Origin of the sequence: Aeromonas molluscorum 848 (assembly GCF_000388115.1) — a bacterium.
GTDB lineage: Bacteria > Pseudomonadota > Gammaproteobacteria > Enterobacterales > Aeromonadaceae > Aeromonas > Aeromonas molluscorum.
Genome location: NZ_AQGQ01000132.1, coordinates 1 through 11303, shown reverse-complemented (window position 1 = coordinate 11303; position 11303 = coordinate 1). Strand labels below are relative to the sequence as shown.

The window sequence follows — 11303 nt, the reverse complement described above, 5'->3', positions numbered from 1 at the left end:
CCAGCATGGTATCGAGCGCCATGTCGACGGGGATATTGACTACCAGCCCCATGGCTCCCTCGGGACTGTGCTCGCACAGGTAGACGAGGGCGCGCTCGAAATAGGGATCCTTGAGGCTCGGCATGGCGAGCAGAAAATGATTTTGCAGTGTTTGCATGGGTCAAATAGTGCAAGGCCGGGGTATTTGGGCCAATTATGGCAGCTAGGGCGGGCGGGCAAAACCGCTTTTTTAGTGGGCGGGCTCGGAGCTGACCATCTGACAAGCCCGATGGGCGTCGTGCACGAGGGGGCAGCGTTTGAGGGATTGTCGCTGAAAGCCCGAAATGGCCCACTATCTTGGCGTTGCCGCACGTTGCGACCTCAGGTTTTGACAGGGGGATGAAAAACGAGGGAGCGGGTTGCCCCACTCCCTCGTTGTCTTTTCAGTCTCTGCTATCAGCGGGTCAGACGGCGCTCGATGGCATCCATCAGCATGCCGGTGATGGAGACGTCAAAGGCGGCCTCTATCTCACGGATGCAGGTCGGGCTGGTGACGTTAATCTCGGTCAGTCGATCGCCGATGATGTCGAGGCCCACAAAAATGAGACCCTTCTCTTTCAGGGTGGGGCCGACCGCGCGAGCGATGGCCCAGTCTGCCTCGCTCAAGGGGCGCGCCTCGCCGCGGCCGCCGGCCGCCAGGTTGCCACGGGTCTCCCCTTGGGCCGGGATGCGTGCCAGGCAGTAAGGCACGGGCTCCCCATCGACCACCAGCACCCGCTTGTCGCCCTGCTTGATGGCGGGCAGATAAGTCTGTGCCATGCAGTACTGCTCCCCGTGAGCAGTGAGAGTCTCGATGATGACCCCAACGTTGGCGTCATCTTCCTTCATGCGGAAGATGGAGGCGCCACCCATGCCGTCCAGAGGCTTCAGGATCACGTCTTTGTGCTCGGCGTGGAAGGCGCGCAGCTTGTCGGATCTACGAGTGACGAGGGTGGTGGGGGTATGCTCGGCAAACCAGGCGGTGTAGAGCTTCTCGTTGGCATCGCGCAGGCTCTGGGGCTTGTTGACGATGAGGCTGCCCTCATCTTCGGCCCGCTCCAGCATGTAGGTGGCGTAGATGAATTCGGTGTCGAACGGGGGATCCTTGCGCATCAGTATCACATCGAGCTCGCTGAGCGGCTGATCGACCACCTCACCCAGTTCATACCACTTGGCCGGGTTCTGCTCCACGGTGAGCGGGCGCATGGTACCAAAGGCGCGGCCGGCTTCCATGTAGAGATCGGCCATCTCCAGATAGAAAAGCTCATAGCCACGACGCTGGGCTTCCAGCAGCATGGCAAAACTGGAGTCTTTCTTGATGTTGATGGTCGAGATGGGGTCCATCACGATGCCAAGTTTGATGGTCATCCGGAATTCCTTCTGTGGCTCGATTGGTTGTTAGGGTCGATGAGCAAAGCCTGATCGACCCTCGGTATGTCAGGCGAGATTGCTGAAACAGCCACTGCCGCCCCATGGACTGGCAGGGGTTCTGTTATCTCAAGCTAAGTCGCCGAATCGGCACTGCAGTGCCGTGATGACGGTCAGGGCCGCAGTCTCGGTGCGCAGCACCCGAGGGCCTAACAGCATCTCCTTGAAATCATGGGTCACTGTGCGCGCTATCTCATCACTGGACAAGCCCCCCTCGGGACCTATCAACAGCCGTACCCCATGCTCAGGCACCGGCAGTGTGCTGATGCTGTACTCGGCGCGCGGGTGCAGGTTGAGCTTGAGCTCAAGGGTCTGCTCCGCCAGCCAGTCGTCCAGCTCCATGGGCATGCGAACCATAGGCACGGTGTTGCGGCCGCACTGCTCGCAGGCACTGATCACCACCTTCTGCCACTGCTCTCGTTTCTTCTCGAGGCGATCGGCGGGCAGTTTGACGCCGCAGCGCTCGGAGAAGAGCGGGGTGATGCAGGTGACGCCAAGCTCCACCGATTTCTGGATGGTGAAGTCCATCTTGTCGCCACGGCTGATCACCTGACCCAGGTGAATGGCCAGGGGCGACTCGACCGAGAGGGTCTGGGCACTCTCAATATTCACCTCGACCGACTTTTTGCCGACGTGGGTGATGAGGGCTTGATACTGCTGGCCATCGCCGTTGAACAGCTCCAGGGCCTGACCGGCTTGCATACGCAGTACCCGGCCGATGTGATTGGCACCGTCTTCCGACAGGGCGAGGGTCTGGCCGACGCCCAAAGGCATGGGTTCATAGATACGTGGAATGCGCATGGCTAAGTGTCTGTCTCTTGGCTGGCTCAAGGAGCGGGATGGCTCTCATCCCGCTCCTGTCAGGGGGCAAGGCGGCGCCTGCTGCCTTACATGGTGTCATTGGCACTGCTTTTCAATGAAGGGATTGGTGTTGCCCTGCAGCTTGCCGATGCGGCGATTTCGCTCGCACTCCCAGCTATCTGCCGGATACTGCCTGTCCCACGCTTCGAACAGTTTACGCTGTTGCGCGGCCAGACGCAGCCCGTGTTGTTTGCTCATATAGAGGTAGGCGCGGGCTATCTGACCCCGTACCGGCCCCTTGGGCGGCTGCACCCGGCGCGCCTTGAAATCCACCAGCATCTGGCATTGGCCATACTGGCTCGGCTTGCCATTCCAGTCGGAGAAGCGATAGTTGGCGCGATCGCCATTCACCTCGCCGATGGCGGGGAAGAGGTTGTGCATATCCCCCTCCATCTGGTTGAACTCGTCGCTCTTGCCGCAGTTTTTGCGGCCTCCCTCCTGCCAGCACTGCAGCTGATGGCCGAACTCCCAGGCGGGCACCACATGCTCCCACTCGATGCGGGCGGCGCGCTTGGCCTGTTTGCGTGGCTCATAGCCACAGCTGGCCAGATCCGGGCTCATCTGCTTGCCCTGATAGTCGATGTCGCAGCCGCAGTAGAAGCTGGTGGGATGGGATTGATAGAGGCGATTGAGATCCTGCTTGGCGGCGCGAAATGTCTGGGCTTGCAGCGGCAGGGCCATGAAAAGGGCAAGCAGGATGAACGAGGCGAAACGAGACATGAGGTTCCTTAAGGGATACGGAGACTGAGGTTGGCGGCGCACCCAGGCATGGGGGGCAGTATTTGATTCAGGGGCGAGTGAGCACCTGCTTACAGCGTCGGCAATGATAATTGGCCTCCCCACGGGTCACCTTGTTATGGCGGCGGATGGAGAGCTGATGTTGCTGACAGGCACAGGCGTAGGTCACGCTCGGCTGGGCGAGCACGGCGAGATCGAAGCTGTGGGTGGTTCTGGGTTCCAGATTGAACACTTCTCGCATCACTGATTGCCACTGGCGGCCGTGGGGCAGCACTCGCGCCTTGCCTCGGCCAGCGCCCCACAGGGCATGCACCAGCAAGTGCGCCACCTCGTGGGGCACCACCTCATCGAGGAAAGCCTGCTGATTGGCGGCAAACAACGCCGGGTTGAAGCGCAGCTCCCAGGTCTGCAGGCGCGCGGCTCCCGCCGCCCGGCCACGCATATTGCAATGGATCTGCGGGCGCGGGAATTGGCGAGCGAGTGTCTGTTCGGCCTGACTGAAACAGAGCTGGACCCGTTCGGTCAGGATCTGCTGCATCTGGGGGAGAGTGAGTGCTGACATGGTCGATTGAAGGCTGTTCATGCAGGTGAGCGAAAGGGGGCAGTCTACCTCTTGCTCATGCTGACGAAAAGCAGGCAAGGGGCCTGTTCACCCGGATCCTGGTGTAACCGACCACAGAGAATGAAAAAACCGGGAGAAGCCGAAAACATGTGGGATCTCGTGGGATAAACTCAAGGCTGGCAAGGGTTAGAGGGGGAACGAGAGGTGCAAGGTGCGGGCGGCGCCAAAATGAAAGATCACGGACGATTATCGGAGGCCGTGCGCTGAAAATGAAAACAGGCTGGCCGCCTGTTTTTCATTTGTGTTACAGCTAGTGGTTTAAATCCTGGTTTAAGCGACTGTCTGTAGCACGACCAGTTAAAAAAAATCGTGGCCGGCCCAGACCACCTTGCCGATCACGGCCAAGCTATCCAATTGGCTGGCAGGGACGACCTGCAGCGGGTAATCATCGCGGTTATCACTGATGATGGTGATACCGCCATCGAAGTTTTTCTGCAGCCGTTTGGCGTAGAGCTCCTCTCCAAGGCGCAGCACGAAGATGGATCCATCTTCGATCTGGTTCTTGCTGATATCGACCAAGATGGAGTCGCCGGAGTGAATGGTGGGTTCCATGCTGTCGCCCTTGGCAAACACGACCACCAGGTTATCTGGGGTCAACTTGCGAAACGTGAGCCACTTGCGGCGAAAGGCCAGCTTGCGTTTCACCTCATGATCATCATTAAACGCACCATGCCCGGCACTGACGGTGATGTGGTAACCATCAATCAGCGCGTACTCCTCATCAAACTCATCACGTCGCGCCATCAGCTCAGCATCTATCTCAGGATGCTTGGGGCCTTGGCCGGTTGCCAGCCACTCCAGATTGACATTGAACACTCGTGCGATACGCAGCGCCTTGTCGATGGTGGGTAATGAATTGAACGGAGGAAAGTACTTACGCATCCCCGACTCACTCATCCCCGCCAGTTCGGCTAATGCCTTGTAACTCAGGTTTCCCCTCAGCTCATCCAGACGATCGCTCAATGTATCCATTCCCGTCGTCAGAAAAGATACCTCAGCGTCTTTTTGTACTGATTGTGGTTTTTCGTCATAACGCTCTGACATGCAAGGGATTCTCGGCTAGTGGCTGGTCCTAGTTACTCAACATACAAAAAATTCCACACAAAAAGACTTGTCAATCTTTTTGGGGTGATCAATCATTCATATGTGACGCATTGCGACATAAAATCATTCTTTTATGAATGATAAAGATACGCACTGCGACACTTGATGATACCGAAACGGGGTGAGTATGTCAGGGAAAACACCAGAGTGGATCAGGGCTGAGCTCATAAAGTGCGGATATTCCCAAGCAGCTTGGGCTCGCGCTAACGGGCTACACCCCAGGGCAGTACAGCGCTGTATCAAACACTATGCGCCGGCCAAAGGGATTAGCCCAAAACGTCGGGAAAGTCGCGCCATCATGGCTCTGCTCTCAAAGTCACTAGGTATCGACCTGTTGTGGGGTGACCAATGAGCACCTGGCATACAGCACAGGCATTAGCCGGATTGGTAGGGATGCCCACTTATCCCGATGGGGTGCGTAAAAAGGCAGAGCGAGAAGATTGGCAAAGTCGTAAACGTGAGAAAGGCAAAGGCGCCGAGTACCACATCAGTTCACTGCCCGCAGAAACCCGTCGCCATCTGGCAGAGCAAGCCGTGGCCCAGCAGGGTCAAGCCGTGTCCGACCACGCAGCCGGTGGCAAGGCCATGGCCAAGTTGCTGGCGCGTGACGTGCCAGTCAAACCGAATGCGGGCCGCAAGCTGCTGAGTCTGGGGGAGACAGCTCGCAAGAAGGTGGATGCCAGGCTGCTGATCCTGCAGGCTGCCGATATCTTCCTAGCGCCCTATCAGGCCTGCCAGCAAGGGGAGGTGGGTCGCCGCGCCTTTATCGAGGCGTACCACACCCGCAGCCTGTTACTTCCTGCCAGCGTCTATGACCGGCAAAAACCGTTCAGCCTCATTACCTTGCGCCGTTGGCAGAGTGCGCTGGCTGATGAAGGCCCCGCAGCCTTGGCTGGCAACTACCAGAGGGAGCGACCATCGACCGTGGCGCAAAGCCCGGATCTGGCCCAGTTTCTCATCGCGCTGGTCACCGCCAAACCTCATCTTGCCAATAAATGGGGAGCACTGCATGAGCTGGCGACCCAATACAGCGAGATGAACCGGCTCGGGTGGCACATTCCCAGCCAATCCTCCTTGCGCCGCTGGTTGGTCAAGTGGCTGAGCGACAACAAGGTGGCCTTTACCTATGCCACCAACCCCGACGCCTACAACAACAAGTACCGCACCGCCATCGAGGAGATGTACCCCTGGATGAGCCAGCCCAACGACGTGTGGGAGTTCGACAGCACCCCCGTCGATGCCATGTTGGTGGATGGCCGTTACAGCATCATCGCGGTGATCGACGTATTCAGCCGCCGGGTGCGGCTGCTGGTAGCCAAGACCTCATCGAGTGAAGGGATTTGCCTGTTACTGCGCAAGACCCTGCTGGCCTGGGGCACCCTCAACGACCACGGCGTGATGCGCACCGATAACGGCTCTGATTACGTGAGTCAGCGAGTCATGTCCATCTGCACCCTGCTTGGCATGAACGTCAGCCGCTCCAACGCCTATTCCGGGTGGGAGAAACCGCACATAGAGCGCTTCTTCCGCACCATGAGCCACGGCCTCATCGAACTGCTCCCCTCCTATATTGGGCACTGCGTGGCAGACAGATCCGTTATTGAGGCTCGCAAGAGCTTTGCCCAACGGCTGGAGGAAAAGCGCAAGCCAGATGCGGAGAAAGAACTGTTCGAGCTGGCCATGACTGCTGCCGAGTTGCAAACCCTGCTCGATGACTGGCTGGAGGCCTGCTACCACAACCGCAAGCACAGCTCTCTGGGTATGAGCCCCAATGAAAAATATGGCCACGCCCGCTATCAGCGCCGTGCCATCGGTGACGAGTCTGCGCTGGATCTGCTGCTCAACCATATCGGCGAGGCCACCGTCTCCAAAGGCTTTATTAAGGCAGGCGGCCTTAAATACAGCGCGCCAGAGTTGCTTGAAAACACCTGGAAGAGCCAGCGGGTCAGCGTGTTCCTCGACCCGTGCGACGTGGGCCGCGCCATCTTGTACCGCACCGGCGACTGGAATGAGCGGATCGAGGCCGTGAACATCGAACTGCTCGGCAACGGCGTCAGCCCGGATGCCTTTCGCGCCGCCAAAAAAGCGGACGCCAAGGTGTTGGCCAGTTTTCGCCGCGAGATGCGCAGTCTTGCCAAGACCTTTGGCATCGATGACCTGCACCAGGACGTGGTGCGCCACTTCGTCGAGCAAGCGCGCGATACCTTGCAGTTCCGCCATCCTGATCAGCCCCTTGATAACGCAGCCCTAGCGGCCCTCAGCGGTGTCGTCGGTCAGGCAACAGAACAGCGTTTTACCGATTCTGAGCGAGAGGGGTTGGCTCGCCGTCGTGAACAGGATCGTCAGTTGATGCGTCAACAGGAAGAACGCAAGGCCAAGCTGTTGCGCAGCGAAGAAGAGCAGGCATGGCACCTGTCCCGCAAGGCGTTGACCGAGGCGCTGACGAACAAGGAATCAACCTGGCTGGAGCAGTACCGGAAAGACTACTACCTGGTCGCAAGAAGGATCGATTTCACCTTACGCAAAGAGCAAGAGGCCAAGGCTCAAGGTCAGTGACATACGCCCCAGAGCAACCGGCTGATCAGCAATGTAATGAACGTCGCCATTCATTTAACAGGAGTTCAAACCATGAAAAAACGTGTAGTTCCCGTCAAAAACGTGACCCGTACCGAGACGCTGTTCCACAACCTCAACAGCCGCTCTCAGGTGGTGCCTGGTATCGGTCTGGTGCATGGCCAGAGCGGGTTTGGCAAGACCACCACCATGACCTGGTTGTTTAACCAGGATGGGGTCAATGCCATTTACATACGCTGTTATGCCACTGACACCCCCGGCAGTGTGCTGGAGCGCATCGTCCGTGAGCTGGGGATGGTGCCCCGCTATCCCATGCAGCGCATGGTGGATGATGTCATCGAACGGATGCGGGCCGAAGAACTGACTCTGTTTGTGGATGAGTGCGACTACGTAGTCGGCTCCAACCGCATCATGGATAGCTTTCGCGACATCTATGACGGCACCGATCAGCCGGTGATCCTCATTGGTATGGATCAGATCGCCAAACGCATCAGTCACCGCAAACAGCTATTTAACCGTATCTCCGATTGGATCGAGTTCCAGCCCGCCGATCTGGCTGACGTGGGGATGTTTGCCGACCACTTGCTTGAGGCAGACATCTTGCTGGAGGAAGACTTGCTCAACGCTATTTGCAAACGTGCCCACGGTGAAGTGCGGCGGATCCTGACTGCGCTGGAAAAGGTGGAATCACTTGCTTTAGCCAATGAAATGGCCGTGGTCAGCCTGGCCGACCTAAAAGGTCGTGAAGCCGACCTGTTCCTGGATTTCAACGGCAAGGGACGCCTTGGATGATGTGAGATGGCAGGGTACGGGATCCAGTCGTTGTCTCGAAATGGATATTTGAGGGGATTGTTGAATGTCTCAGAGCACAACCAATAAAAGAGCCGCAGCCTGGGGTCATATCGCGATCAATGACCGTTTTACGGTCAGCGATATTGCCACGGCCATCGCAGAGCCAACTGAAAAGGGACGAGAGATTGTTAAGGAGTTCGAAAAACGGGGCGTGATCGAGCAGGTCGCCGGAATCGGTGTGGCTGGTCGTCCCAAGGTGTATGCCCGCATTGAAGGGCAAGAGCCGGTACTGGGACGTGGCCATTGTGGAGAAGGGCGAGTGGTACGGCGTCAGAGCCGGAAAACCAAACAGCAGAAGATGTGGAACGCGATGAAGATGCACAAACACTTCACTCGCCTCGATCTGCAGATGACCGCCGAGGTGACTGATAGTCATGCCAAGTCTTACCTTAGCGCGCTCCACAAGACCGGTTATGTGCGCTTTCTGGTCAAGGTGAATGCTGGGCAAAAGAGTAAGGGGCGGCTGAGTCGCTACAGCCTGCTACGGAATACCGGTCAATGGGCCCCTTTGATACGCAAGACGGGGGTATGGGATCAGAACGAACAGAGGTTCTACCCGTTTGAGCCAACAGGAGGAGTTGAGTCATGAGTAACCCCAATGCGCTGCCAGAGTGGTTAGTAGCCTTGCAGCAGGCAGTGAAAAGCAGCTCATTGGCTGTCGTCGCGCAGCGCCTCGGGGTTTCCCGAACCATGGTGAGCCAAGTGTGTAACCAAAAATACCCAGGGGATCTGGTGCGAGTGAAGCGGCTGGTGGAGGGGGCCTATCTCGCTTCCACTCTGATCTGTCCGATCTTGGGCGAGATACGTCAAGACCAGTGCCTGGCACATCAGGGTCGCAGCAATGTCAGCAGCAACCCGCTCTATATCCAGGTTTACAAGGCGTGTCGCAGTGGGTGTCCCCATAGCCGTATACCGGAAGAGAAGCAGCTCAAGCGCCCTATCCGGTTAAGAACTGAGGGTGAAACAGTTGAGCTGTACCACGCAGGCAGAGTGATCAGCCGACTGACCTTCCAGGCTGCCGGTGACGAGCAAGTGTTGGTAAAGCTGCTCAGCAATGAGCTGGAGCATCTGGCCATGCGCCTGAACCAACTGCTGAAGAAACAGGGCGAGGGTAAGTGAGCAGGATTCATCGGCTGCTCGGCAAAGAAGAGGGGAAGTAACGGTTTTAGGCCAAGTTGGGCTTGATGTAGGTGGTGGGCCCAGTGATTGAGATCACAAGGAGAACGGGATGAACAAGAATCTGCAAAAAACGGCAGACCAGCTGCAGCAGTGGCTGACGGCGAAAGGCTATGAAGTACGCACCAGCCAGATCTGCCATACCCCGCTGCTGGCGGTGACGGGGCCACTGCCCAGCGAGATGAAAGCGCGTGCCGTGTTGAGCCGCGAGTGTCTGGCGGGCGTGGTGCGGGAGGTTGCCTTGGTGCGCTTTGGTGGCTGCGTGCTGCATTGGCGCCAGTAAGGAGACGGAAATGGTCAAGATCCAGATCGACATAGAGGACGAAGACCTGGCCAAGGTGGTGCTGCGCCAGTTACCCAAGTTCCTCGACTTTTGCGGCGCGACTCACCAGGAAGAACAGGCGAGCGCATCAGCCCCGGATCAGGCGGCCTATGTGGGCCATCAGATGCCTGGCAGTAACAAGATCCACTAAGGAGAAGCCCATGCAAGAAGCACAGACCGCCAGCACAACCCCGATGCGTCAGAACGCCCAGGGGCACTGGGTACCGGAAAACCTGATTGCCCCGGCGGACAAGCTGCGCGACGAGGTGGTGATGGCCATCATAGCGGCCGCCCGTGAAGAACGCTCCCGCTTGGCTGCGTTCAAAATAAACGCCATGCAGCAGATCGCCGACTTTGTAGACCTCTCCGCCGAGCAGTACGGCGTGGCCTGGGGCGGCACCAAGGGCAACGTCACCCTGCTCAGTTTTGATGGCCGTTACAAGCTGATCCGGGCTGTGGGTGAGCACCGCAAATTTGATGAACGGATCCAGGCGGCCAAGACGCTGATCGACCAGTGCATCGCGCGCTGGAGCGATGGTGCCGACGCCAAGCTGCGGGCGCTGGTTGACCATGCGTTTCGGGTCTCCAAGGCGGGCCATATTGACGTCAATCAGGTGCTCTCCTTGCGTCAGCTCAACATCGAAGACGCCGACTGGGAGCAGGCCATGCAAGCGATCGCCGACGCCATTCAGGTGACCGGCACCAGTCAATATCTGCGGCTCTACGAGCGGGACGGCCAGGGCCGTTACATCCAGATGAGCCTGGATCTGGCCAAGTTGTAGGGAGGGAATGCGATGGAAAACGTAAAAGCTCTGTTGAACACCAGTGTGGCCGATGCCAAGAGCTCTCTGGAATGTCAGCTACGCAGCAATCCGCATCTTGCCCTGAGCGATGCGCAGCTCGCTTTGGACTTCATGGATTCGCAAGATGCCACCGGAGCGGCGCACAAGTCCCGCCGAGCCATGTTGCTCACTATTGTCAACAAGGCGAGAAAAGAACTATCCCACTAAGCGAAACGGGGGCTTGCCCCCGTCTATCCAGCGTGGTGGCTGGTTACTGATGAGCAACCGAACGATCTGGGCCCAGGTCTTCACCGCCTCGATAAAGGAGCACGGCGATGACCAAAACAGAGATGGATATTCGGCTTACCAAGATTTTCAGCGCGGCAGCCATTGCACAGGCGGCCCCTGATAAACGAGCTGTGTGCAAACAGCTCAAGCAGTTTGATAAAGAGGCGCGGGCTCGTGGCTTTCATGCGCTGGCCGGAGAAGCCTGCCAGATGCGCTGGCAACTGGTGGCAGAGCTGCAGCGGGATAGGGCTGTCGCGGGGGAGGTCAGTCATGGCCATGTCTAACTGGCCGCAACTGCTGGCCTATGTGATGAAGTTCGGCCCCCTGAGTCAACAGCAGGCAGAGCAGTGGCTCGATAGCCGTTGCCCTCAGTGGCGCAGCGGGCCGGACGTGATGGCGGCAGGACAAATCTGGACGGCAAAGGCAGGAGGGAAAGGTGAGCGCAATCAAGAGCAATAAGCCAAGCAGTGACCGCACCCGCCGGATCCGGCTGGTCCAGGTAGGCAGGCGTACCCTGGGGCTCGATGAGGAGACCTAT

At 58.2% G+C, this 11303-nt stretch carries 16 protein-coding genes and 1 other RNA gene; 11 read left to right on the top strand and 6 right to left on the bottom strand.

Going from position 1 to position 11303, the window contains the following annotated elements:
- The 6 genes from G113_RS20680 to G113_RS15410 all read right to left on the bottom strand — a co-directional run.
- A partial coding sequence (locus G113_RS20680; RefSeq protein WP_005906353.1) for a YqgE/AlgH family protein occupies nucleotides 1-157 on the bottom strand: 157 nt, incomplete at its 3' end.
- 278 nt (nucleotides 158-435) lie between these two features.
- Nucleotides 436-1386, bottom strand: a complete 951-nt coding sequence (gshB, locus tag G113_RS15430; RefSeq protein ID WP_005906351.1) for a glutathione synthase — start codon at nucleotides 1384-1386, stop codon at nucleotides 436-438.
- A gap of 129 nt (nucleotides 1387-1515) precedes the next feature.
- On the bottom strand, nucleotides 1516-2247 hold the full coding sequence (rsmE, locus tag G113_RS15425) for a 16S rRNA (uracil(1498)-N(3))-methyltransferase (protein WP_005906349.1): 732 nt from the start codon (nucleotides 2245-2247) through the stop codon (nucleotides 1516-1518).
- 96 nt (nucleotides 2248-2343) lie between these two features.
- Nucleotides 2344-3027, bottom strand: a complete 684-nt coding sequence (locus G113_RS15420) for an endonuclease (RefSeq protein WP_005906347.1) — start codon at nucleotides 3025-3027, stop codon at nucleotides 2344-2346.
- Nucleotides 3028-3094: 67 nt separating this feature from the next.
- Nucleotides 3095-3607: a SprT family zinc-dependent metalloprotease gene (locus G113_RS15415; protein WP_005906345.1), complete on the bottom strand. Its 513-nt coding sequence runs from the start codon at nucleotides 3605-3607 to the stop codon at nucleotides 3095-3097.
- Nucleotides 3608-3964: 357 nt separating this feature from the next.
- A complete protein-coding gene (locus tag G113_RS15410; RefSeq protein WP_040319295.1) occupies nucleotides 3965-4711 on the bottom strand; it encodes a LexA family transcriptional regulator in 747 nt (248 codons plus the stop codon).
- A 408-nt stretch (nucleotides 4712-5119) separates the two neighbouring features.
- On the opposite strand from G113_RS15410, the gene G113_RS15405 reads away from it, so the two are divergent.
- The 11 genes from G113_RS15405 to G113_RS21530 all read left to right on the top strand — a co-directional run bounded on the left by G113_RS15405 (nucleotide 5120) and on the right by G113_RS21530 (nucleotide 11224).
- On the top strand, nucleotides 5120-7327 hold the full coding sequence (locus tag G113_RS15405) for a DNA-binding protein (RefSeq protein WP_040319294.1): 2208 nt from the start codon (nucleotides 5120-5122) through the stop codon (nucleotides 7325-7327).
- Between the two features lie 72 nt (nucleotides 7328-7399).
- Nucleotides 7400-8137, top strand: coding sequence for an AAA family ATPase (locus G113_RS15400; protein ID WP_005906337.1), 738 nt, complete (start codon nucleotides 7400-7402; stop codon nucleotides 8135-8137).
- 64 nt (nucleotides 8138-8201) lie between these two features.
- On the top strand, nucleotides 8202-8786 hold the full coding sequence (locus G113_RS15395; protein WP_005906335.1) for a hypothetical protein: 585 nt from the start codon (nucleotides 8202-8204) through the stop codon (nucleotides 8784-8786).
- Complete coding sequence (locus tag G113_RS15390) at nucleotides 8783-9316, top strand: hypothetical protein (protein ID WP_005906333.1); 534 nt, start codon at nucleotides 8783-8785, stop codon at nucleotides 9314-9316. Before G113_RS15395 ends, G113_RS15390 begins: the two co-directional genes overlap by 4 nt.
- A gap of 109 nt (nucleotides 9317-9425) precedes the next feature.
- Complete coding sequence (locus tag G113_RS15385; protein WP_005906331.1) at nucleotides 9426-9656, top strand: hypothetical protein; 231 nt, start codon at nucleotides 9426-9428, stop codon at nucleotides 9654-9656.
- A 10-nt stretch (nucleotides 9657-9666) separates the two neighbouring features.
- Nucleotides 9667-9846, top strand: a complete 180-nt coding sequence (locus tag G113_RS15380) for a hypothetical protein (RefSeq protein WP_005906330.1) — start codon at nucleotides 9667-9669, stop codon at nucleotides 9844-9846.
- Nucleotides 9847-9856: 10 nt separating this feature from the next.
- Nucleotides 9857-10477 (top strand): DUF3164 family protein, encoded by a 621-nt coding sequence (locus G113_RS15375; protein WP_005906328.1) that lies wholly within the window; start codon nucleotides 9857-9859, stop codon nucleotides 10475-10477.
- A 12-nt stretch (nucleotides 10478-10489) separates the two neighbouring features.
- The gene (locus G113_RS15370) at nucleotides 10490-10705 is read left to right on the top strand and encodes a hypothetical protein (protein WP_005906326.1); all 216 of its coding nucleotides are present in this window, start codon (nucleotides 10490-10492) and stop codon (nucleotides 10703-10705) included.
- Nucleotides 10704-10768, top strand: an RNA gene (locus G113_RS20670) — hammerhead ribozyme type II. The genes G113_RS15370 and G113_RS20670 overlap by 2 nt, the downstream gene beginning before the upstream one ends.
- A 44-nt stretch (nucleotides 10769-10812) precedes the next feature.
- Nucleotides 10813-11049, top strand: coding sequence for a hypothetical protein (locus tag G113_RS15365; protein ID WP_005906324.1), 237 nt, complete (start codon nucleotides 10813-10815; stop codon nucleotides 11047-11049).
- The gene (locus tag G113_RS21530; protein WP_169510558.1) at nucleotides 11042-11224 is read left to right on the top strand and encodes a hypothetical protein; all 183 of its coding nucleotides are present in this window, start codon (nucleotides 11042-11044) and stop codon (nucleotides 11222-11224) included. Before G113_RS15365 ends, G113_RS21530 begins: the two co-directional genes overlap by 8 nt.
- Nucleotides 11225-11303 lie beyond the last annotated feature (79 nt).